This window comes from Candidatus Chloroploca sp. Khr17 (assembly GCF_004138165.1).
Taxonomy (GTDB): Bacteria; Chloroflexota; Chloroflexia; order Chloroflexales; family Chloroflexaceae; genus Chloroploca.
In genome coordinates this window covers 9,899-33,922 of the sequence record NZ_RYFF01000053.1, presented here as the reverse complement: position 1 = coordinate 33,922, position 24,024 = coordinate 9,899, and the positions used below count along the sequence as shown (strand labels likewise).

The window sequence follows — 24,024 nt, the reverse complement described above, 5'->3', positions numbered from 1 at the left end:
CCCCCGCCCCGCCCGCACCTTCAAGCGCCATCGCCCGCCCATGCGGCGTGCTTCGCCGCCACCCGCCCCCAGATCACCTCAGGGCTTACGCTGAACATGGGGGAACCAAGTTCCCCCATGTTCAGCGTAAGCCCTACCGATCACCCCCGCTGACGCCCCCGCCACCAGAAGAACAGCATCGCCATGCCTGCAACCGTGAAGACCAGGCCAAAGCCGGCCCCGATGAGCGAGTTCTCGCGTCCACAGTAGCCACAAAATTCCAGGAAGGTGTCAGTGGTGAAATAGCGCGCCAGCCGGGCCTCGTTCGTCAGCGCCTGCCGGGTTCCGTCACTCATTCTATACAGGTAGCCTGTCGGCCATTGGCGGGTCAGATCGTCGCATTGCACGTCGCCCGATAAGGTGACAAAGACGACGACGTCGCGTGCGTTGTCGGTGAAGAAGACTTCGGTGTATTTGGTCTCTTCCCGTTCATTCAAGGGGCCAAAGCCGTAGCGGATCGAGGTAGCGGAAAGCCCCTGGACTTGCTGCAGGGTCGCGCAATCCCACGCCCCTCCTTCAATCCGGGCATACGTTCGCGTGGCACTTGCGACGTTCGCTGCCTCGTCCAGGGTGAGTTGTTGCGGCCCTGCGGCTGTCTCCACCAGATCAGGGAGCAGAAAAGCCGAGATATAGAGCCCAAACGCCAGCAGGATCAGGCCCATCCAGGGCAGCCAGCGCTGCAGATCACGGCGTGCCGCAAGCTGTTTGTCCGTCAACATGGCGTTATCCCTTTTTCCAAGAAGACCTCACAGGTCTGCTGCTCAGCATTGGGACACCATCATCAAGGCCTGTGAGGGCTCTCTACGGCAACATTGGCATATCAAGGCCATTGGCCCGCGCAAAGGCGATCGCTTCGTCGTAGCCAGCGTCGGCGTGGCGCACGACGCCCATCCCCGGGTCGCTGGTGAGCACGCGTTCAAGGCGGCGCGCCGCTTCGGGGGTGCCGTCGGCGACAATGACCTGGCCGGCGTGGATGCTGTAGCCAATGCCGACCCCGCCGCCGTGGTGCAGGCTCACCCAGGTTGCGCCGCCGACTGCGTTGATCATCAGGTTGAGCAACGGCCAATCGGCGATGGCGTCGGAGCCGTCGCGCATCGCTTCGGTCTCGCGATTGGGGCTGGCGACCGAGCCGGCATCAAGATGGTCGCGCCCGATCACGATGGGCGCCTTGACCGCACCGCTAGCAACGAGTTCGTTGAAGCGCAACCCCGCCCGCGCCCGTTCACCGTAGCCGAGCCAGCAGATCCGCGCCGGTAAGCCCTGGAACGCCACTTGCTCGCGGGCCAGCGTGAGCCAGCGCCGCAGATGGTCGTTCTCGGGGAAGAGCTCCATAATCGCCTGGTCAGTGACATAGATGTCTTCGGGGTCGCCCGAAAGCGCCACCCACCGGAAGGGGCCTTTGCCTTCGCAGAAGAGCGGGCGGATGTAGGCTGGCACAAAACCAGGGTAACTGAAGGCCTCGCTGACCCCGGCATCAAAGGCGCGCTGCCGCAGATTATTGCCATAGTCAAAGACAATCGCCCCCTGATCGCGCCACGCAAGCAGCGTCTCGACATGGCGGGCCATCGACTCCATCGCCCGCCGGTCATACTCAACCGGATCAGCCTCGCGCAGGGCGGCGGCCTCCTCCAGACTCAACCCAGCCGGAATATACCCGTAGCGAACATCGTGCGCACTCGTCTGATCGGTCGCAATGTCGGGCGTGACGCCACGGGCGAAAAGCTCGGGCAGCGCTTCGGCGGCATTGGCGATCAGCCCAACCGACAACGGCACACCCTGGTCACGAGCCTCTTCCACCCAGGTCATCGCCTCTTCAAGATTGTCGGTGGCGCGATCAAGTTGGCGCAGCGTCAGGCGACGCTCGACGCGCCACGGATCAACGTCAACCAGCAGCGCGACGCCTTCGTTGAAGGTGACAGCCTGGGCCTGTGCGCCCCCCATTTCGCCAAGACCAGCCGTGATCACCAGCTTGCCCCGCAGACTCGGCCACCCCTGCGCCCGCGCAAGTGCGCCAAAGGTCTCGTAGGTACCCTGCAAAATGCCCTGCGTCCCGATATAAATCCAACTGCCGGCGGTCATCTGCCCATACATCGTCAGCCCGGCCTGCTCCCAGCGCTCAAAATTCGCCTGGGTCGCCCAGGCCGGCACCAGATTAGAATTGGCAATCAGCACCCGTGGCGCATCAGTGTGAGTACGAAAGACAACGACCGGCTTGCCCGATTGCACCAGCAACGTCTCATCAGGCTCAAGGCGGCGCAGCGTCGCCAGAATCGCCTCAAGGCTCGCCCAATTACGCGCAGCGCGGCCACGGCCACCATAGACAATCAGATTATCGGGGTCAAAGGCCACCTCGGGATCAAGATTATTCTGCAACATCCGATAGACCGCCTCGATCTGCCAGTTCTTACAACTCAAGGCAAGCCCACGCGGGGCGCGGATTGTTCGGGTCATCATTGTCCCTCTTTCATCATGATCCAACTCGCATCAGAGCCGTCACAAACGTCGCCTGAAGCTTGAACTCAAGTTCAGGGTATCATTTTCGTAGCAGCGAGCCGTTGCGCTAACGTACGCTCATTTGCTTCCAGCACGTCTGGTGCAAAAGCGGACGGTAGATAACGATTTTCAAACAAGCGCTGATCGAGATCGGCGAGCGTCGCTGACAGCATTGGTTGAGTATCAAATGTTGATCGCATGAGCGAAGAGTAGGAAATAGGAAGTAGGAAATAGGAAATAGGAAATAGGACGAGCACATGGTACCACGGCTTAGCGAAGCGTGCCAACCTGTGCCCTGCATGTACCTGTTCAGGCTTGAGGGAAAGCACCACCCTGGGAGCGCGGGCGGCTCGCCGCTCTGGTCTGGATGCGGGCGAGCCGCCCGCGCTCCCAGGAGAAGTGTGAACACTTACCCCTGTATGCGGGTGTGACGTAAAGTTTTGCACGCACGCCAGACAGACAGCTTCCGGGAAGCTCTGCGCGAAGATGTCATGGCACACCGACGTGCCTGAACCACCGATGAGCATGCTGCCACCACCGCGCAAGCTTCCCGGAAGCTTTCTCAACACCCTTTGCGCCTTTGCGCCTTGGCGTCAAATCATCCGGCAAAGCCAAGCAAGGCATACCAGAGCATGGCGGCAGCCAGGCGACAAGTGCGCAGGTCAAGGTCGTACGGCGGGCAGACTTCGCTCAGTTCGATCAGGCGTGTGCGAGGATCGCGTCCGGCGAGTTCGGCGAGGGCACAAAATTCGTCGCCGCGCATGCCAAGTGGGTTGGGCGCGCTGACGCCGGGGGCTTCGGCGGCGTTGACAACATCCATGTCGAAGCCCCAGAAGATCGTGGTGGCGCTGCTCTCCGTGGTGATGCGCTCGACGGTCGCGGTGACACCCTCTGCCCGCGCCATTTGCAAGGTCGTGACCTGGGCGCCAAACTTCGCCAAGAAGGCGGTGTAGACCGGCGAATTGGCAAAGGGCTGGGCACCAATGACGTGATAGTTGGTGGGCGCGAGGCGGCCTTCATCGATCAGTTGGCGATAGGGCGTGCCGCTATTGCGCGGGGTGTCGGCACGCACATCGTAGTGGGCGTCAAGGTTGAGCGCCAGCGCCGGCCCGGCTGCCGCCGCCAGTCCGGCATAGTCGGGATAGGCTACATCGTTGCCGCCGCCAAGCACAAGCAACCGTTTACCGTCGGCGATGATCTGCGCCACAAGCGCCATATGCCAGGCGTGCCGCGCTTCGAGGCTTGCCGCCGGCGCGGTGTCGCCCAGGTCAACAATGGCAAGCTCGGTGAGCCCGGCGCTGCCCATGCGATAGAGGCAGTGCCGGATCGCCGCTGGTGCCGCTGCTGCGCCGGGACGGCCGCCGTTGCGGCGCACCCCTTCATCCTCGGGAAACCCAAGGATCACCACCGAAGCACGTGCATACGCCGCACTTCCCCGTTGCACCACGTCGCCCAGGCGCACGTCGTTCGGGTCGTTACGGGAGAAAAAGAGCTCGTCCGCAACAGGGACCAGCCGTTCCAGATCAAGCTTCGGCATCAGGGCACCTCCCGCGCCTGCCAGAAGCGTCCCGCCGCCTCGACGCCCACGACCCCAGTCGAACCTGGGGGCAACTCCACCGCGAACGGCAGATCAGGGCGTAATTCAAGGGGCGCACTGCGAAAGACTTCGCGCTCATCGAGGCTGACGACAACAGTTGCATTAGCAAGGCGTTGCGGCGTCGCGAGCGTCACCGTCAGACCACCATCGTCACGGCGCTCTAGGCCAACCGTGCCTTCGGGCGATGCCGTGGCCGGCAGGCCCATCTGCCAGACTGGTTGCCAGGTGGTCGCGATCGCTCGGGATGCCCCTGGCTCAAGTAGCGGGTCGTCCCAGAACGTCGGTTGCGCGCCGCTCCACACTTCAACATACGCGCTGCCATCATCAGTATACAAGCCTGGCTCGACACTCGGCCCAAAGCCAAAGATCTTGCCACCAACGGTGCCCTCGCCGTGACTCACCACTGACCCATACTCGGCCTCAACATCATAGGCCCCGAGAAACGGCACCGGCGTCGGCGCAAATGCACCGATATAGCCCGTCCAGTTGGTGGGGTTGCGCAGATCGCGGCCAGCCTGGTAGGGCCACGGGAAAGGCTGGCGGGGAGCAGGCAACGTCTGATCGAAGGTCGCATGGACAATCAGTTCATCGGTAGGCACAATAAAACGCATCCCCGGCCCAACCTGATTATCACCAACCGGACTCAAGATCGCATTGGTCCACATCTGCAACGGTTGCGCCGTCGTCGTCGGGTTACGGGCTTCAAGGCGCGCCGCAAAACGCGCCTCGTCGGCACGGAGCGTCACCGTACCTTGCACCTCAAACCCACGCTGGCGCTCGGTCGTTGTCGCGATCACCTCGACCCGGTCGCCCTCACGGATCACCTGCATCGCCCACGGCAGATTTTCCAGATAGCCATGCTCTTCGGTCGGCACGGCCCATTCAAGGCCACCCACACCAAGCCACCAGCCACGTTGCCCAAAGGGACTCGGCTTGATCACCTGATTCTGGTAGAAGATCCGGCGTCCGGTGGTGCGATCAACCGCCTGCACCAGGCGTCCACCGAGTTCGGGGAGAAAAGTGAGCGTAAGGAAGCGGTTTTCGACCACAAGCGCACGATAGGCACGGGGCTGCGGCGGGCCAACCAGGGCTGGCTCAAGGCGGTCATACGGATAGATCGCATCGCCGGGTTGGGTTGGGCGCAAGGCCGGAGCGAGATCGTAGGTCGGGATCGTCAGTGTCGTCTCGCGCACAGTCAGGGGCTCGGCGGGCACCGGGCGCGCATAGTGCAACGTATGGCCGTGGCGCCAGCGCAGATAATGCTGGCCCACATTGCCCATCTCAACCTTCCAGGGGTCAGGATTGGCCGGATTATAGGTCAAGAGACGGCGCTCAAAGGCCTGAAAGAGCACCGGCACAGGTTGCCCGGCAACTGTCACCGTAGCCCAGTACGGCTCGGTAATCGGGTAACCAAAGACAAAGAGCGGATCAACAACCTGCTCACGCACCACCCGACCATTGACCACCACCGGCCCGCGCTGCTCCATAAACTGCTGAAACACCATCGGCACATTGCGCCCCGTCACCGGCTCATAGCGCACAATCGCAGTCTCGGGGCGCGCAAGGGCCGGATTCTCGCCCACGCCAGACGGCCCAAAGGTCGCGCTGACCCGCTGACCGACACGTGAAGGCACCCGATTGCCCCCATCAAACGCCGCCAGCGGGGCCAGCATCGCATACGTCGGGGCGTCAGGATTGCCCACAGGATCGCCGGCGACCGGAATAGCCGCCGCCTCGCGCGCCACAAACGTCGTCGCGCCCACCTGCAGCCGCCCAACGATCATCTCGACCACCAGCAACCCGCCGGTCACAAACCAGGGCGAAGTACGGTCACCCGCGGGATCATTGATCTCCATGCGCGCCTTATCAACATACTGCACCAGGCGCACCCCACCGGGAGCCTGGTCAAAACGCTCGTAGCGACGCGAACCGGGCAACTCACCCCAGACCCACGAACGACCGGCGCTACCAGCGGCAACCAGCGCATCAGCCCGCGTCCAGATCTGGCGAAAAGCCGGATCAGCAAACCCATCGGGCGCAACAGCTTGGGCCTGGGCAGCCTGGGAGAACAGCGGAACAAGCAGCGCACAGAGGAGCAGCAGGGCAATGTGGCCCATGCGTTGAAACCCTGCTGGCAATCTGAATATTTTGAGCACCATATGCGTCTCCACTACATGATAGCAGTTGTACCATTATATAGGTAGATCCTCGAAACTTCTTCGCCGCCCTCCCCCTCTCAATTACCCGTATAATAGGCTGATGCAAACCAATTCATCTTCTACCAGTGATCGCCAGATCATCATTGCCGCACTTGTCTTGAGCCTGGGAGGTGCCGTTGCCCTTGGTTTTGGTCGTTTTGCATATGCACTCTTGCTTGAGCCAATGCGCACCGATCTCAACTGGAGCTATGCCCAAGCAGGGCTGATTGGTAGCGCCAACGCCATCGGCTATCTTGTAGGTACCATGCTGGTCGGGTTTGCCGTCGCCCGTTTGGGCGCACCACTCACGGTGCGCATTGCTCTCGTCCTGACCAGCCTCAGCCTCTTGCTCACCGGGTTGCTCAGTCTCTTCCCTGCCCTCCTGGTGCTACGTATTCTGACAGGTCTTGGGGGTGGTCTCATCTATGTCGGCGGGGCCACCGTGGTGATGAACCGCAGTGGCACGGCGGGACGCCCACCACTCGGTCTCTACTACAGTGGGCCAGGGATTGGCATTGCCATTTCAGGGCTAGCCGTACCGCCACTGCTCGCGTCGCTGCAACAGGATGGATGGCGCACCATCTGGCTTGGCATGGGGCTTATCGGGTTGGTTGCCCTCGTCTTGATGGAACCATTTTTGCGCACCGCCGAAGCCCATGCTCGTGCGAGTGGCATGATGCCTGGACGGGCACGCCCGGTCGCAAGCGACTATGGACATATCTGGCCGCTCATGCTCTCCTTTTTCATCTACGGCATCGGCTATATTGGCTACATGACCTTTATCATCGCCTTTATGCAGGCCCAAGGAGCCGCCCCCGCCCTCGTGCAGTGGTTCTGGGGTGGCCTGGGCCTCGCCGCAATGATGGGCGGGGCGCTCTGGGTACCGGTGATCGGCAGGCTTGGACCACGCTACGGGCAGGCAATCATTATGTCCATGCTCACCCTGGCCGCGCTGCTGCCGCTGCTCGCACCGCAAACCTGGAGCTACGCCCTTTCAGCGCTGCTCTTTGGGGGGTCATTTCTCTCGATTGTGACTGCGGTAACGAGTGAAATCCGGCGGCGACTCCCTCCTGAACGCTGGGCGCTCGTCACCGGCCACGCCGTCGCTCTCTTTGCGCTGGGTCAACTCATCGGACCGGTGCTCACCGGACTGATCGCCGACCTACCAGGAGGCCTTGCCTACGGCATGATGCTCTCGGCTGGCGCACTCGCGCTTGCGACTGGCGTCGCCTTGATCAAGCGTTGACGCCCCTCTACGTAGCTTCTTACGCAAAAAAAGCCAGCGACGCTGGCTTTTTTCCGTGCAAGAAAGACGCCTGGGTGCCGCAGGCCCCTACTTCACAACCATCACCGGGCAAGGCGCACGATGAGTCACCGCCATGCTCACACTCCCGAGCATCAAACCCTTCCACTGGCTCAGGCCGCGAGCACCAATGACAAGCAAATCAGGGTTCCGCGTATGCACCACATCGAGGATCACATCAGCGGCACCGCCCTCAATGACATCGGTGGCAACATAGGCAATCCCAAGCTCGCGGAGGCGGCTCTCGACATTGGCAACGAGTGAACGGGCATGCTCAAGCATATAGCTGAGCGTCCGACTATAATTCGGCTCACCGAGCGAATCAGGAATCCGCGTCAGCGCATGCAAGACAAGGATATCGGCATGATAGCGCAAGGCGAGGGAGGCCGCAATATCAGTCGCACGCTCGGAAGGGGCCGAACCGTCAGTCGCAAGCAGAATCTTCTTGAACATGATGAGACTCCTTTGTATCATCAAGTCGTTGATGGGAGACAAACGTGGTTGGGGAGGCAGAAACAGGGCGCAAGCAGGGGTGGCACACAGGGACACACAATCTGTAATTATCTATGATAGCACAGGCTTACAGGAGAGTCTAGACTCAATACCTTTTCAAACAGGGCGGTTGCATCTTCCGTTCATGCGCCCCGCCAGACCGGTGGATTGCCCCCATGCGCTCACACCGTCGGCGTAATGAACCAGAAATGAATCTGCTAGACAAGACCTCATCGGGGCGAGAAGACCTGTGAGGCCTTTTCCTTGCAATCCTTGATCGGCAAGGCAAAGCAAGGCGAGACAAAGCAAGACCTCACAGGTCTGGACGAGACCTCATCGGGGCGAGAAGACCTGTGAGGTCTCTTCCTTGCAATCTTTGATCGGCAAGGCAAGAGCTCACAGGTCTTGATGATGGCGTCCCAATGACGGCGAGCAGACCTGTGAGGTCTCTCTCGCCCGTATCGCGTATACCGGATTATGTACTGAAAAACCATAAGTCGGCACTCCAAACGGGCAAGCAAACATCCTCCATGCTGAACCATGGCTTACGGCACAAGCCGGTGCTGAACCGCGAGCATAGCCGCTTCGGTGCGGCTGCTGGCCCCAAGTTTCGCCAGAATGCTGCTCACATGATATTTGACCGTTGATTGGCTGATGCGTAATTTAGCGGCAATTTCGCCATTGTTCGCACCATGGGTTACCAGCGCCAGAACCTCTTGTTCGCGGGGCGTCAGGTCAAAGTGGATTTCGGCGGGTTTGCGGGCTGCTTCCATGAGGACGCGAGTCGCTTCAGGGTCAAGCGTTGGACGCCCAGCATGCGCAGCGCGAATGGCATCGGCAAGTTGATTGGCACTGATATTTTTGAGCAAGTAGCCAATAGCCCCGGCCTGCAACGCGCCTTGCACCAGTTCATCTTCGCGAAAGCTGGTCAGGGCCACTACCTGAATCTGGGGATAACGCGCTTTGATCGCTCGGGTGGTGGCGGCCCCATCCATCTCAGGCATCACCAGATCCATCAAGATGACGTCGGGCATATGCTCGTGGCACAACGCAAGCGCGGTATGACCACTCTCAGCCTCGGCGACCAGTTCGAGGTCGCCATAGACGAGTAGAAAAGCGGCCAGGCCACTGCGGACAACCGCATGGTCGTCAACGATCATGACACGAATTGGATCCATAGGCGCCTCCTCAGATAAGAACGTCAACCGCAATCCTAGTTCCCTGTCCGATCCGACTCGTCATCTCCAGCCTCGCCCCAATTTTGGCGGCACGCTCGCGCATAATGCCAAGGCCAAGCGAATGGCTCCTCATGGTGGTCACATCAAAACCACGGCCATTATCTTGCACCGTGAGTTCAATATGCCCAGGCGTAAAGGTGAGCGTCAGAACGACATACGAGGCACTGGCGTGTTTGACCACATTATTGAGCGCTTCCTGAGCAATGCGGTAGAGCGCAACCTGGATCTCGGGTGCCAGTCTCCGCGCTACTTCACCTTCAACTTCAACCGCTATCTGCAAGCGCGACCGACCCACGAACGCTGCGGCAAGTTGGTGCAGCAGCTCATCGAGGTTGCTCTCGGTCAGTGTCGCTGGACGCAATTCGAGCAAGAGGGTGCGCATTTCGGCGAGTGCGCCGCGCGTCAATTCGCGCAATTCAGCCAGTTTGGCTTCACCTACAACTGGGTCGCGTTCCCAGATCCGGGGCAGCACATCGGCAATCAGGCTCGCCGAAAAGAGGGTCTGGGTGACCGCATCATGCAATTCGCGGGCAAGCCGATTCCGTTCGGCCATGACGGCCATCTGTTCGGCTTTATCACGCAGACGCGCATTCTGCAATGCCAGGGCCGCCTGGTCAGCAAAGAGTGAGGCAAGACTGATCTCTTCGTCGGTAAAGATGCGTGGCTCACGGTAGTAAAAGGCCAACCCGCCATAGGCAACATCCTGAGCAACCAGGGGCAAGGCGAGCACCGCACGAAAACGTTGCAACGCGGCGTTCAACGCCTCAAGGCGGGCGGGATCAACGAGGATACCTTCAATTGCGGTGAGCGACTCGGCGCGTACCGCCTCGACCGTACGAATGTCCAACTGACGCACATCGGGCACAATCATCATCTGCCGCAAGGCCACCACACGACCAATCGTGCCTACCCCTGATGGCAATGTGACCTGCCGCACTTCGGGGGGCAATTCACCACGCAACGCCTGGATCGTCAACGTCTGCTGGTCTTCGTGCAACAGATAGAGCGCAACGCCATCGCTGGCAATCAACTGATCGGCCTGCGCAACAATCGCATCCAGCAACTGCGGCAAGGCATGCTCGGCGTTGAGCCGCACCAGGATCTCGCGCAGACCTTCGGCTACCTGCCGCCTCCGCTCCAGTTCCTGATTGCGTTGCTCAAGCTCATAGGTGCGTTCGGCCACCCGCTGCTCGAGCAGGCGATTCGCCTCGTAAAGGGCCGCCCGTGAGCGTTTGTGCTCGAGCGCATTGATCAGCATCTCGCCAACAACATGGAGCACCGAGATATCAAGCTCGGCCCAGGTCTTTTCGTGACGTACCGCATCAAAACCCAAGAGGCCCACGACCCGTTCTTGATAGGTCATCGGCACTGCGAGCAACGACTTGATGCCCTGGCTGGTGAATTCACGCTGTTCAACGGCTGCCTCAGGGGGAAGTTGGTCAATATAGGGAATGTGTAGGATCTGACGTTGCAGCAGTTGCCGGTTTGACCAGGCCAGATCCGCAGTGGAAAGACCCTGCAAACGGTGAATCTGCGCCTCGATGCCCTCGGCACACCATTCCTGAATGCACGAGAGCGAGGTTGCATCGTCACTGTACAAAAAGATATAGGCGCGATCGGCCTGGGTGAAAGTGCCAATGGTCTGCAGAGCCTCTTGAATGCCCTGATCAATCTGATCAGGTTGCATATTGATAAAGCTATTCGAGAGCGTCGTGATAATCTGCTCGAATTTCACATGATGCCGTAGGTGGCCCAGGGTTTTCTGCAACTCTTGCTCAGCCAACACCCGTTCGGTCACACTCGTTGTCACATGCACAATGCCGACAAGCGTCGCCTCATGGTAGAGCGGGGACGAGACCGAGTCCCAGTACGAGACGCGGCCATTGATGGTCAACGGAAAGGCCTCTTGATAGACGGTCTCGCCCGCAAGCGCACGCAAAAAGATCGCTCGGGCTGAAGCTTCATTGCCCGGCAGCAGATCGAGAAAGGACGTTCCCTGCCCAACCTGTTCCGTTGGCAAAGAACTGTAACGGCGGACAAATTCGATCAGCGTCGGATTGAACCGGCGTAGGCGCAGGTCGCAATCGAGCAGCGCAATGCCCATTGGCATCTGATCAAAGAAGATTTCAAGCATGTGCTGCTGCTCACTCATGCCCCTATAGTACATGGCTTGAGGCAGAAGATCAATGGAAATTCATCCTCAGAGTGAGGCCAAAGCCTTGAGCAGATCTTCTGGAGGCGCCCCTTTGCTGAGAAAGGCCGTAGCCCCAGCCTGTAAGGCTGGCTGATGGGCCTCGGGGCGGCTACTCATCGCAATGATTTTGAGGCCCGGCTGCTCATCGTGCAACAGCCGGACAAGATGTATCGCGGGAAGACCGGGCAGTTCCCAATCGAGCAGCACAAGCTCGGCAGGGCACTGGCCAACCAGCAGCAGCAGGCCAGTTGCGTCGGCGGCTTCGCCCACAATCGCAAAGTTTGGCTCTTGCTCAAGACGCAGGCGCAACGCAGCACGGACACTGGCCTGGTCGTCGGCGAGGAGAATCTGGCGCATTGGGAGGTCATTCATCGTCTCCACCTCATGCCTGTAGCATACGCCTAACGCTCATCGTGCGCATCAGGCAGATGCAGGGCGTGTGCGTTAGACCAAAGGTGGAGAGAAAGCCTGGTCAGTCGACTAGGGTAATTTTACCCATCTGCAATAATGGCACATTACCCTTTTGTTGATTAAGTTGATCGTATTACTATACTTTTACTTTGAAAGCGACGCATGATGCGTTGCTTGGCCGTAGCGCTACCTTACAAGGAGTGATCTGTGATGCATACGCCTGTCGTTTCACGTGGCAATGGTCTGATGCTGGTTGTTATGGTGGCCCTGGTGATCGTGCTGGCGGGATGCTCGACGGCTCAAACACCTGCGGCAGCGCCTGTTGCTGCGGTGCCTGCCCCTGCGCAAGGCACCGCACTGGGCGCACGCGGCCCCGAGCAGGCTCTAGTGAGCACCGAGTGGCTAGCCGCAAACCTGGATAATCCGCAGGTGCGGGTGATCGAGGTCAGTGTTGTTCCAGGACTCTACGAGCGGGGCCATATCCCAGGGGCAGTGAACTTTGTCTGGCACACCGATTTTGTCGATACGGTTAATCGGGACATTGTTGCACCTGACCGCTTCGAACAATTGGCTCGCGCTGCCGGCATTAACCAGGATACGACGGTTGTCCTCTATGGCGATAATAGCAACTGGTTTGCCGCCTGGGGGGCATGGATCTTTCTGCAGTACGGGGCCAATGATGTGCGCCTGCTTGATGGCAGCCGCGCCAAGTGGGAGGCCGAGGGGCGTGAGTTGGCCGTAACCGTGCCGAGTGTCCCGTCTGGCGATTTCACCGTTGCCCACCGCGAGACTCTGCGTGCCAGATTGCCTGATGTCTTAGCAGTTGTTGAGGGCACAACAACCGCCTCATTGATCGACATCCGATCGGCTGATGAGTTCTCAGGCAAGATCTTTGCCCCCGAGGGCTTTCAAGAGTTGGCAATCCGGGCAGGCCATATTCCAGGTGCGATCAATATCCCCTGGAAGCAAGCCCTCAATGAAGATGGTACCTTCAAGTCGGTTGATGAGTTGCGGAGCCTCTATGCTGGTCTGGGCATTGATGGCAGCCAACCCATTATCACCTATTGCCGTATTGGCGAGCGCGCCAGCCACACCTGGTTCGTCTTGAGCCAGATCCTCGGCTACGAGGTCGCCGTCTATGATGGCTCGTGGACCGAGTGGGGCAATACGATTGGGGTTCCGATTGCCAATCCGAGTGGCACCGTGTGGGGCGCACAATAATCGCAGGGCACCCAGGGTCAGCATGGCTGACCCTGGTGCTCTACCCAGGTGAGCGCGATCTATGACTGAGCTTCCTTCAACACGGGCTGATCACCAACCACTCGCGGGTTTCACCCGTACCACCGCCTTGCGGATCGGTCTCGCTGTCGTGCTGCTCATCGGGTTGACGAGCAGCGCCTACTGGCTCCACGCCACCCCTGGACGCGGCGCAACAGCAGCGCTTTCGTTGCTGCTCGGGGCAAGTCTCGGTTTTGTCTTTCAGCGAGGCCGTTTTTGCTATTTTTGCATCTTGCGCGACTGGATCGAGTTTCGCAACAGTGGTCCGGTGTATGCGATCCTTGCCGCCCTAGCCGCCGGTTCAATCGGTTATGCGCTGGTCTTCGGGATCTTTCTGCCCAATCCCTTCAGCGGACGCCTACCTCCCGAGGCCCATATTGGCCCGGTTAGCTGGGTTCTCGCGGCGGGTGGCCTGGCCTTTGGGCTTGGCATGGCCCTGTCGGGGGCGTGTGTCAGCGGTCACCTCTATCGGCTCGGTGAGGGTTCAACGCGGGCGCCGGTGGCGTTGCTCGGTGTGCTTGCCGGCTTCGGGCTAGGCTTCCTCAGCTGGAATCAGCTCTATCTCACGACCATTGCCGATGCACCCGTGCTCTGGTTGCCCGCTCGTCTTGGGTACGGCGGGGCGCTGTTCCTCCAACTCGTTCTTCTGGGGGGCATCGCCTTCTTGTTGCTCCGCAACCTCCCCGAGTTGCCGCCCCGCCCGGCGCAACGGCTTGATCTGGCGGGTGTATGGGCGGTTCTCTTCCACCAGCGCTGGCCTGCCCTCGTCACAGGTGTCCTAGTGGGTCTGCTGGGCACAGTGGCTTACATGCGCATTGAACCACTTGGGGTAACATCGCAACTCGGAAGCCTTGCGCGAACAGGAATGGATCAGGTCGGGTTGCTCCCAACAACCCTCTTTGGGCTGGATCGGCTGGCGGGCTGTGCCACCCAGGTTGTGCAGACCATTACCGCCAATGGCCTGCTCATTTCCGGCCTGGTGCTCGGATCACTCACCGCCGCCTTGCTTGCCAACCGGTTTCAACCCGACCGGCTTACCATGCGCGGGGCCGGTAGCGCCCTGATTGGTGGCATCTTGCAAGGGTGGGGAGCAATGGTCGCCCTCGGCTGCACCGTCGGCACCCTGCTTTCAGGCATCTCGGCGTTTGCCGTCTCGGGATGGCTCTTTGGCCTCGCAATGCTTGCTGGTGTCTGGCTCGGCATCCGCAGCAATTTGCACCGTCTGGTCTAAATTCGTGACACGACTATCAGCTCGCCATAAGATCACACGCACATCGCAAGTGTTATACTAGACCGATGGGAATCGCCTGATAGCGTGACGGAGCGCCTGGTGAGAGTCAAGCGCCGTTTGTCGTGCGCCGATCCAGGTGGTCTGTTGAGTATGACAACATATGCAGCGAGATCGTTCCTTTCGACGAACCTATAGTGGACGGACTGTCCCCCGCCGCCCGGCGTATCCGGGGTTGATGCGCGGGCGACGTTCCCCCAAACAGCCCTCGTATCTTCCCCATATTGCGGGGAACCTGGTCGCGTTCATCTTCCTGAGCATCCTTGGCGTCACGCTGCTCGCTGGCTCATTGGCCTATAGTGCCTATGCGAGCACGGCGGCGACGCTCGTGCCCCGCCTTGATGCCCTCGCCGAACGCGAACTCTTTCAAACCTCACGGATCTTCGATCGCAATGGCGAATTGCTCTACGAGTTTTTTGATGCCGGACGCCGCACCAATGTCTCGATTGACGAAGTTTCACCTCTGCTCATCAGTGCGACGGTTGCCGTAGAGGACAAGACCTTTTTTACCAATCCCGGGGTTGACCTGGGCGGCATTCTCCGCACCCTCATTTCCAGCCTGCAAGCAGGTGAAGAGACCGGTGGGGCCTCGACGATCAGTCAGCAGGTCATCAAAAATAGCGTGTTGACCGCCGAAGAGCGCGATCCTGAGCGACGCTATGAACGCAAACTCAAAGAGATTATTCTTGCTCAGGAGCTTGATCAACTCTTCACCAAAGAAGAAGTGCTTGAGCTCTATCTGAACGAGAATTTCTATGGCAACCTCGCCTATGGCATCGAGGCTGCGAGCGAGAGTTTTTTTGGCGTACGAGCACGCGATCTCAACCTCAATCAAGCCTCTTTGCTCGCCGGATTGCCCCAGTTACCCACCGTCTATAACCCAATCAATCACCTCGAACGCGATGCCGAAGGTGGGTATCTGCCCGGGGTTATCCTCGGTGAAAACTGGCTCAATGCTGACTATCGTTTGCCCGAAGACCTTAGTCCACCGCGCTGGCGTCAGGTGGCCGTGCTGCGACGGATGGTTGAGGACGAGTATCTCACTGAAGCAGAAGCGCGCACGGCAATAGCCGAACCCTTGCGCTTTGCCCCCCAAGAAGTGCCCCTCAATGCGCCTCATTTTGTCTTCTATGTGCGTGATCTTGTGCAAGAGCGCTATGGACAACAGGCACTCTTCAATGGCGGGTTGCGCATTACGACAACGCTTGACCTCGATCTGCAGCGCATGGCCCAGCAAAAAGCGGTTGAACGCATCACCGATCTGCGTGAACGCAATATTCATAATGCGTCGGTGGTCGTGATGCAGCCCAACACCGGCCAGGTGCTGGCAATGGTCGGGAGTATTGACTATGATGCGGTGATAGCAACCACAACCGTCGGTGAAACGGGAAATGTGATCGATGGACAGGTCAATGTGGCGACACGCGAGCGCCAACCAGGTTCGGCCCTCAAGCCCTTCACCTATCTGGCCGCGATGGAACAGGGGATGCATCCCGAGACGGTGATCTGGGATGTGCCAACTGATTTTCCGTCGTCGTCGAGCGGGGCAGGCGCGTGGTATACACCATTGAATTATAACGGGCGCTTTAATGGCCCGGTACGCATGCGCACCGCGCTCGCCAATTCACTCAATATTCCCGCGGTCAAAGCCCTCCGCTTTGCCGGTATTCAACAGACCCTCAATCTGCTCGATCGCGTGGGCATCAAACAGGGCCTCAAACGCGGCGAAGATTTCTACGGACTCTCGCTGACCCTGGGTGGCGGCGAGGTGACGCCGCTTGAACTGACGACCGCCTACAATACCCTTGCCAGTGGCGGGCGCTACTACGAACCCGTCTCGGTTCTGCGCATTACCGATAGTGCGGGCAATGTGCTCGAAGAGTTCTTGCCTAATCGTGGAACCGAGGTCGTGGATCCCAATCTGGTGGCGATCATCTCGGATATGATGAGTGATGACCGGGCACGCCAGGCCGTCTGGGGGCTCAACAGTCCGCTCAAGCTTTCGCTCCCCGCTGCGGTCAAGACGGGAACAACCAACGACTGGCGCGATGCATGGGCGGCAGGCTATACGCCCTTTGTCACGGTCGGGGTCTGGACAGGCAACAATAATAATGAGCCGACCGAACGGGTGGAAAGCCTCACCGGCGGTGGCATCATCTGGCGCAATGTGATGGAGGAATTGTTCGACTGGATCGAAGAGCAACCCCGTTATCGGGCGCTCTTTGCCGCCCCCTATCCTGATGGCGTCATCCCGACGAGCTTTACCTTGCCCGCCAATGGGCTCCTGCGGCGCCCCATTTGTGAACTTCCGGGCCCGTATGGGGGCTACCGCGAAGAACTGTTCACGCGACAAATGCTGACTGATATCCTGGAAGCACGGCGCAATACCCCAACGGGGAGTGATTCAAGTCAACCACTGCCTGCCAATCAAAGCCTGGAAACCTTGTCTGTTCCGTGTGATGCCTTCGAACGAATCACGTTGGTACAAGTTCCCACAGAACAAGACTGGTCAAGTGATGGTCAATTGCTGATCACGGCAGCCGCGGAACTGGAACCGGATACGGCGAATCCAGAGGCCACAACCTCGCTCAACGCAAGGGCCTTCTGTCGCCCCTCCGATGACCTGACCTATCCGGCAGTGTTGCGGCGTGAGCTTATTATTTGGAATACCCCTCCACCCGACCCAAGCATGCGCGTTCGGTATGAGTGGGAAGGCGGGAGCACAGGGATCACCAAACAGGCTGTCGAGGCGCTGCCGACCTGCAGTGCCGAGATGTTCGAGGCACCTGTCCCGCAACCACCCGTCGAAGGCGCGGTCTTGATGCCCGATCTGCTCCGTCTGGGCGAAAATCAGGCCAAGGGCGTTCTGGCAAGCCTGGGCATTCCAGCAAGTGTCATCTTTGTTGACTATCAGGATCGCACCTATATTGGCGATCTCTATGACCAGTTTGTGCCCTATGCAGTCGTTAGCACCATCCCCGCGACCGGTGATTGGATCGTGCCCGGCACAGCCATTATCCTGGGCATTCGCGCACCAGATCCTGAGCCACAACCAGAACCACCCCCACCCCCAGCGGAGCAACCCCCACCCCCAGCGGAGCAACCCCCACCCCCAGCGGAGCAACCCCCGCCCCCAGCGGAACCCCCGCCCCCAGCGGAACCCCCGCCCCCAGCGGAACCCCCGCCCCCAGCGGAACCACCCCCGCCCCCAACAGAACCCTAGTGGTAGGGGCACGGCGATGCCGTGCCCCCGTAAGGCCGAAGCACGCGCTCCCTCCAGACACACGTCAACGGGCATCGATGCGTGGCGCGTGCTTCGGCCCAACCGTCTTCGCGACCACCACGCATCGATGCCACGCAACCCGCAGCGGACTAGACAGGTTCAACAACGCGCACGGGCCGGGCAACGGGCAAGCCGCCCGCCCTCCCAGGAGAAGGGTGAACCCTTACTTACGCTGAAAATGGGGGAACCAAGTTCCCCCATTTTCAGCGCAGCCCTGACCATACCCAGAACTAAACGGCGCAAAGGCCTAGATCTGCTATAATGCTCAACTGAGGTTGCCCACGCAAACACTCGATGCCTCAAAAAACGATAAAGGCAAGGTCATGGCACCGGCAGTACAAGACCCATTGGTAGATGAAGCGGTGGAAAGCGCAAACGAGCATGCACACTCGCGCGATCAACTCAAGCGCTTGGCAGCTGAGAAGGCCGTCGAGCTAATCTGCCCAGGGATGGTCGTTGGGCTCGGCGTTGGCTCAACCACAATCCACGCGATCCGCAAAATCGGGGCGTTACTTGCGGATGGTGAACTACACAATATCATTGGGATCCCATGTTCCAAGGCCGTGGCCGCCGAAGCTAGTCGCCTCGGTATTTCTCTGAGCGATCTTGACGAACAGCCTGTGATTGATCTCACGATTGATGGGGCTGATGAAGTTGATCCGCAACTCAACTTAATCAAGGGTGGGGGTGGTGCGTTGCTGCGCGAGAAAATGGTTGCACAGGCAAGTCTGCGCGAAGTGATTGTTGTGGACGAGGGCAAACTCTCGCCACAACTCGGAACGCTCTTTGCCTTGCCAGTTGAAGTCATTACCTTTGGGTGGAAGAGTCAGGCCCGCTTTCTCGAACAACTGGGAGCAACAGTATGCCTGCGGCGACGTTTCGACGGCGGCCCGTATCTAACCGATCAAAGCAACTACATTCTTGACTGCACGTTTGGTAGCATCTTTGACCCTGAAGCGCTCGCACGTCACCTTGAGCAGCGGGCAGGCATTGTTGAGCATGGGCTATTTCTCGACCTTGCCACCGATCTGATTATCGCCGGAACATCGGGGGTTCGACAGATGAGTGTTGCACGCTAAATGCAACTGGCACCGTCACTGCTCACAGCCGATTTTACCCGTCTAGGCGCTGAAGTTGAGGCAGCGTTCGAGGCCGGAATCCGCTGGCTGCACCTTGATGTGATGGATGGGCGCTTTGTACCTAATCTTAGTTTTGGGCCGCTCGTGATCCGTGCCCTCCAACCCATTGCCCGACGCTATGGGGCCATCCTGGATGCCCACTTGATGATCGTTGAGCCAGAACGTTATCTAGCTGATTTTGCTGCGGCAGGCTGTGACTATATTACCATCCACGCCGAAGCTACCCCCCATACCCATCGGGCCGTGCAGACCATCCATGAATTGGGGGTAAAGGCCGGGGTTGCCCTCAATCCAGGCACACCACTCGGCACACTCGAAGCATTGTTGCCAGATCTCGACCTTGCCCTGATAATGACCGTCAATCCGGGTTTCGGTGGTCAACGCCTCATTCATAGCTGCCTCGCCAAGGTTGCCCAACTCGATGCCTGGAGAACCCAACAGTCCCGCTCAGACTTCTTGATTCAGGTCGATGGAGGGGTCAATGCGCAAACCATTGCTGCCGTCCACCGTGCTGGGGCTGACCTTGCCGTCGTTGGGTCAGCCCTCTACCAGCCGAGTCAGACGGTCATCGAAGCCCTCGCAACGTTACGCACAGCACTGGCTTCAGGGTAACTTCTGACCTTCTCATCCGTATGGGCCACAAGCCCCAGGAGTCGCCCGATGATCCTTGCCGGTGATATTGGTGGAACAAAGACAATTTGTGCGCTCTTTTCGGTAGAAGAAGGCCCTCATGCCCCGCTCGTGGAAGTCACCTTTCCCAGCGGGCGTTATGCAAGCCTTGAAGCAATTGTGCGGGCCTTCCTGGCAGATCATCCAGGCACCATTCAAGCAGCCTGCTTTGGCGTCGCCGGCCCCGTTGTTGATGGACGTGCCACCATAACCAATCTCTCGTGGGTCGTGGAAGAAGAACGGCTCAAAGAAGAACTTGGGCATATCCCGGTGACCCTGATCAACGACTTGAAGGCAATTGCGCAGGCCGTTCCTTATCTGGAAGCAGGCGATGTCGCGACCCTCAATCCTGGTGAACTCGTAGATAAAGGGGCCATTGGGGTGATTGCCCCCGGTACCGGGCTCGGTGAGGCGTTTTTAACCTGGGATAATGGGCGCTATCGGGCGCATCCGTCAGAGGGTGGGCATTCTTCCTTTGCCCCTACCACACCAACCGAAGCTGATCTGCTCAAGTATCTGCTGGAAGAACATCGCCACGTGAGCTACGAACGAGTCTGTTCGGGCATGGGCATTCCTAATATTTATGCCTATTTCCGTGACCGTGTCTTTCGCCAAGAGACGCCGAGCGTCGCGAGTCAACTGGCCTCCGCCGATGATCCAACCCCGATCATTGTGAGTGGAGCCCTGAATCCTACCGGTCCTTGCCCGGTGTGTGCGGCTACCCTCGATTGTTTTCTGGGGATCCTTGGCAGTGAAGCAGGCAATCTGGCGCTCAAAGTGCTCGCAACGGGCGGCATCTATCTCGGTGGAGGCATTCCTCCTCGTCTGTTGCCTCAGCTTCGCGGCGAACGTTTCCTTAATGCGATGCGCAACAAAGGTCGCTTCCGTAAATTGATGGAACGTATCCCGGTGCATGTCATCCTCAACTCCAAAACGGCCCTCTATGGCGCAGCGGCGTATGCCTTGATGGATTGATCAGGCAACCCATATGGTACAATCCTCGCCATGGATCACCTAGCCCCGGCGCGACAGCGCTTTCTCAGTTGCATCAAGCACGCCGACCCCGAAGTGCCCCTCGCAGCAGCGGCGCTAGCATTGGCATGGGAAGATCAGGGCGGGGCTGACCGTGAACCATGGCTCGCCCACTTCGATACCTTTGCCACACACGTTGCGCCTATGGTCAACGCAACCACCAAGGCGACCGAACAGATTGCCGCACTCAATGCCTATCTCTTTGATACCATCGGTTTCTATGGCGATCCCTCGTGTTATCGCCATCCTGATCCGGCCCATAGTTACCTCGATCAAGTCATTGAGCGGCGAACTGGGCTGCCGATCATGCTCGCCCTGATTTACCTTGAAATAGGCTGGCGGCTCGGCCTCCCAGTGCATGGTCTGGCGTTGCCAGGCCATTTTATGGTGCGCTTTCGTGATCCTGCCGGCGATCACTTTGTTGACCCATTCAGTGGTGGTTCGATCTGGAGTATGGCCGATTGCGAGCGCCAAATTGCCACGTTTTACGGCACTGTCGGTGATGAACTGTCATCGATCATTATGGCTCCCCCCGGGCGCGGGTCGATCCTCGCCCGCATTCTCCGCAATCTCAAGCAGACCCATCTGGCCCGTAGCGATAGTCGGCGTGCCCTGACCGCCGTTGAACGCCTCTTGCTGCTCGATGCCAGTGACCCCGGCGAACTCCGCGATCGCGGGTTACTACGCCTCCGCACCGGTCAGTTGCACGCCGCCATCACCGATCTCGAAGCCTACGTTCAGCGCAACCCCGCCGCCAACGACATCAGCGAGATCAAGCGCATCGCCCGCGAAGTCATCACTCAACTCGTCAAACGCAATTAATTTGGACGTTTCCTTAGGTAGTATCACCCTGCGCTCCGCGCAGGGTGATACTACCTAAGTTTCTTGTGATGTAAAGAACACAGTATTTTTTAACTAAGATTTAACTTGCTTATCTACTTTACATTAAAGAAACTCCTTGTATAATATGAAGGAACCTTCCACATCACACCTCGCGATTTTACCAGCACAGACCAAATGTAGCCATACCGAGTGCAAGGAAGCATGCCCGTCATCTGATAATGCTCGTGATCGGGTGATACTCCATGCCGGCCCTGCACCCAATGCAAGGGGAATGGTGCTATGCCAACGGTTTCTATGCGTGCGTTTTTCAAGTTCCTCGTCGGGTTTCTCCTCGTCAGCCTCCTGCTCTCCTCGCTCGCAGTGCCCAACCAACCTGTTGCCGCACAACCCGCGCTCCCACCAAGTCAAAGTTCAGAAGAACCCAGCATCGAGCCTCTCCTTGAGTACGTACGTGGTCAGATCCTCTACGCTGAAGGCGGTTTTGGCGAAGGGTTGACCTTACAGGTATGGCGCGAAGGTGAACTTGTCACCACAGCACAAACCGGAGATCTAGGCCAGTTCAGCCTCACAGGGCTTGAAGCTGGCCTCTATGATCTGCAGCTCTTTGCAGGTGAACAACCGGTCGAGTTGCTTTCAACGCCCGTGCTGCATGTCAAAACAGGCGATGTGACCCCAGTGCAACTGACGGCATCACGACCCCTGCCACCACCCGATGAGCAAGCATCAGATCCCCCCCCCCCAGCTAGCGATGAACCTGCTCCCCAGGCGCCCCCAGCGAGCGACGAACCTGCACCCCAGGCTCCACCGGTTAGCGACGATCCTGCACCCCAGACTCCATCGATACCAGACCTCACTCCTCAAGCCCAGAACGAACCAATCGTACCCCAGCAGACCGCGCAACTGATCGGACGGGTCACAGCGTTGGATACGGGCGAAGGATTAGCGGGTGTGTTTGTCCGCGTCTTCAATGCAAATGGTTCTTTTGCATCTGGTGGCTCAGCGGATGCTACGGGCTATTATACGATCACCAATATGGCCGCTGCTGCCTATCGTCTTGAATTTGCAACTTCTTTCTCCAGTGATCCCATCACAGAGTTATATCTGGGCGAATTTCATGCCAATAAAACAAGCCTGGATAACGCTGATCCGGTGACCCTCACCGATGCGGTCACCACAACGATCAACGCCGCGCTGGTGCGTGGCGGGCAGATCAGCGGGCGCGTGATTGCTGAGGATACGAGTGAAGGGCTGGGGAGTGTTCCTGTCAGGCTCTACAACGCCGCCGGCAGTAGCATTGCCACGACGTTCACCGGTTTTACTGGCTACTACACCTTCACCAGCCTTGTAACCGATACCTATCGCGTAGGTTTCGAGCCACGCACCTCTTTTAATGGCAACATTAACGTTTACCTGGACGAATTCTACAATAATGCAGCGAGTCTGGAAGAAGCCACGCCAATTGAGGTTGGGGCTGCCGTAACCCGTACCGCCAATGTGTCGTTAGTACGGGGAACGGAACTGAGGGGGCGTATCACCGCAGCCGACACAGGCGATGAACTCTGGGGTGTTGGGGTACGCCTTTATAATGCCAGTGGTACGCAAATTCGTAGTGCCAGCACAACCGGCCAGGGCGATTACACCTTTACCGGTCTGGTGACAGGTACGTATCGCCTCGAAGTGCGTCCGCAAGATTCCTTCCTGAGTGATGTTCGGCTCTATCTGGGCGGCTTCTATAATAACAAGCTCACTCTCGAAGAAGCAACTGAGATCAGTGCCACGCTCGCTGCCCCGAGCATTGTCAATGTCGCGTTGATCAAAGGTGGGCAACTGAGTGGGCGCGTGACCGCTGATGATGGCGGCGCAGCCCTCGCCAATGTTCCCGTCCGACTCTACAATGCCGCTGATGAGGAGCTTGACCGCACGTCTACCGGATCGACAGGCTACTATACCTTTACCGGACTTTTAACTGATACCTATCGGCTCGAATTCCGCCCAACATTGTCATTCAATGCCGAGACCAATCTCTATCTGGATGAGTTCTATAACAACCAAGCGACGCTCGAAGCAGCCACACCAATTACAGCGAGTGTTGGGGTAACGACAACCGCGAATGTTTCGCTGTTGCGCGGGGGGCAACTGAGTGGGCGCGTGACCGCTGAGGATGGCGGCGCAGCGCTCGCCAATGTTCCCGTCCGACTCTACAATGCCAATGATGAAGAACTTGACCGCACATCTACCGGATCAACCGGCTACTACACCTTTACCGGCTTGGTGACCGGCACCTACCGGCTCCAATTCCGCCCCCAGGACTCTTTCAATGCAACCACCCGACTCTACTTAGGCGAATTCTACGCTGACCAGAATAGCCTTGAGAATGCGACTGGCATTCAGGTAACGCCACCTGCCGTGGTGACCGCCGATGCCGAGCTCGTTCGTGGCGGTGAAATTAACGGGCGCGTGACCGCCTCGGATACCAGTGACGGCCTCGCGAATGTGCGGGTGCAACTCTACGATGCGAGCGGGCAGT

The 24,024-nt window shown here is 58.9% G+C and carries 17 protein-coding genes; 9 read left to right on the top strand and 8 right to left on the bottom strand.

Annotated features, from left to right (window positions below; all coding sequences use genetic code 11):
* Nucleotides 1-140: 140 nt before the first annotated feature.
* The 4 genes from EKD05_RS21195 to EKD05_RS21180 form a co-directional block, all read right to left on the bottom strand.
* Nucleotides 141-758, bottom strand: a complete 618-nt coding sequence (locus EKD05_RS21195) for a hypothetical protein (protein WP_129676878.1) — start codon at nt 756-758, stop codon at nt 141-143.
* An 82-nt stretch (nt 759-840) separates the two neighbouring features.
* The gene (gene hutU / locus EKD05_RS21190) at nt 841-2,490 is read right to left on the bottom strand and encodes a urocanate hydratase (protein WP_129676886.1); all 1,650 of its coding nucleotides are present in this window, start codon (nt 2,488-2,490) and stop codon (nt 841-843) included.
* 640 nt (nt 2,491-3,130) lie between these two features.
* Nucleotides 3,131-4,069, bottom strand: coding sequence for a formimidoylglutamase (locus tag EKD05_RS21185; RefSeq protein WP_129676876.1), 939 nt, complete (start codon nt 4,067-4,069; stop codon nt 3,131-3,133).
* Complete coding sequence (locus EKD05_RS21180) at nt 4,069-6,288, bottom strand: DUF5107 domain-containing protein (protein WP_240695883.1); 2,220 nt, start codon at nt 6,286-6,288, stop codon at nt 4,069-4,071. Before EKD05_RS21180 ends, EKD05_RS21185 begins: the two co-directional genes overlap by 1 nt.
* A 100-nt stretch (nt 6,289-6,388) precedes the next feature.
* On the opposite strand from EKD05_RS21180, the gene EKD05_RS21175 reads away from it, so the two are divergent.
* Complete coding sequence (locus EKD05_RS21175) at nt 6,389-7,573, top strand: YbfB/YjiJ family MFS transporter (protein WP_129676873.1); 1,185 nt, start codon at nt 6,389-6,391, stop codon at nt 7,571-7,573.
* Between the two features lie 87 nt (nt 7,574-7,660).
* Here the strand turns inward: EKD05_RS21175 and EKD05_RS21170 are convergent, their stop codons facing one another.
* The 4 genes from EKD05_RS21170 to EKD05_RS21155 form a co-directional block, all read right to left on the bottom strand.
* The gene (locus tag EKD05_RS21170) at nt 7,661-8,083 is read right to left on the bottom strand and encodes a universal stress protein (protein ID WP_165360870.1); all 423 of its coding nucleotides are present in this window, start codon (nt 8,081-8,083) and stop codon (nt 7,661-7,663) included.
* 584 nt (nt 8,084-8,667) lie between these two features.
* Nucleotides 8,668-9,300 carry a response regulator transcription factor gene (locus tag EKD05_RS21165; RefSeq protein WP_205704019.1) on the bottom strand — a complete coding sequence of 211 codons (633 nt, stop codon included), beginning with the start codon at nt 9,298-9,300 and terminating at the stop codon, nt 8,668-8,670.
* A 10-nt stretch (nt 9,301-9,310) separates the two neighbouring features.
* Entirely contained in the window at nt 9,311-11,494 is a 2,184-nt protein-coding gene (locus EKD05_RS21160) for a GAF domain-containing protein (RefSeq protein ID WP_165360869.1), read from the bottom strand.
* Between the two features lie 66 nt (nt 11,495-11,560).
* Complete coding sequence (locus EKD05_RS21155) at nt 11,561-11,926, bottom strand: response regulator transcription factor (protein ID WP_129676867.1); 366 nt, start codon at nt 11,924-11,926, stop codon at nt 11,561-11,563.
* 297 nt (nt 11,927-12,223) lie between these two features.
* On the opposite strand from EKD05_RS21155, the gene EKD05_RS21150 reads away from it, so the two are divergent.
* The 8 genes from EKD05_RS21150 to EKD05_RS26005 form a co-directional block, all read left to right on the top strand.
* Entirely contained in the window at nt 12,224-13,186 is a 963-nt protein-coding gene (locus EKD05_RS21150) for a sulfurtransferase (RefSeq protein WP_129676880.1), read from the top strand.
* 61 nt (nt 13,187-13,247) lie between these two features.
* Nucleotides 13,248-14,474: a YeeE/YedE family protein gene (locus EKD05_RS21145; RefSeq protein WP_129676865.1), complete on the top strand. Its 1,227-nt coding sequence runs from the start codon at nt 13,248-13,250 to the stop codon at nt 14,472-14,474.
* A gap of 160 nt (nt 14,475-14,634) precedes the next feature.
* Nucleotides 14,635-17,754 (top strand): transglycosylase domain-containing protein, encoded by a 3,120-nt coding sequence (locus EKD05_RS21140; RefSeq protein ID WP_129676863.1) that lies wholly within the window; start codon nt 14,635-14,637, stop codon nt 17,752-17,754.
* A 383-nt stretch (nt 17,755-18,137) separates the two neighbouring features.
* Nucleotides 18,138-18,893, top strand: a complete 756-nt coding sequence (rpiA, locus tag EKD05_RS21135) for a ribose-5-phosphate isomerase RpiA (protein WP_129676861.1) — start codon at nt 18,138-18,140, stop codon at nt 18,891-18,893.
* Entirely contained in the window at nt 18,894-19,565 is a 672-nt protein-coding gene (gene rpe, locus EKD05_RS21130; RefSeq protein ID WP_129676859.1) for a ribulose-phosphate 3-epimerase, read from the top strand.
* 48 nt (nt 19,566-19,613) lie between these two features.
* On the top strand, nt 19,614-20,597 hold the full coding sequence (glk, locus tag EKD05_RS21125) for a glucokinase (RefSeq protein WP_129676857.1): 984 nt from the start codon (nt 19,614-19,616) through the stop codon (nt 20,595-20,597).
* 30 nt (nt 20,598-20,627) lie between these two features.
* Entirely contained in the window at nt 20,628-21,476 is an 849-nt protein-coding gene (locus tag EKD05_RS21120) for a SirB1 family protein (protein WP_129676854.1), read from the top strand.
* A gap of 300 nt (nt 21,477-21,776) precedes the next feature.
* Nucleotides 21,777-24,024: carboxypeptidase regulatory-like domain-containing protein (locus EKD05_RS26005; RefSeq protein WP_205704017.1), on the top strand; the 2,248-nt coding region annotated here is incomplete at its 3' end.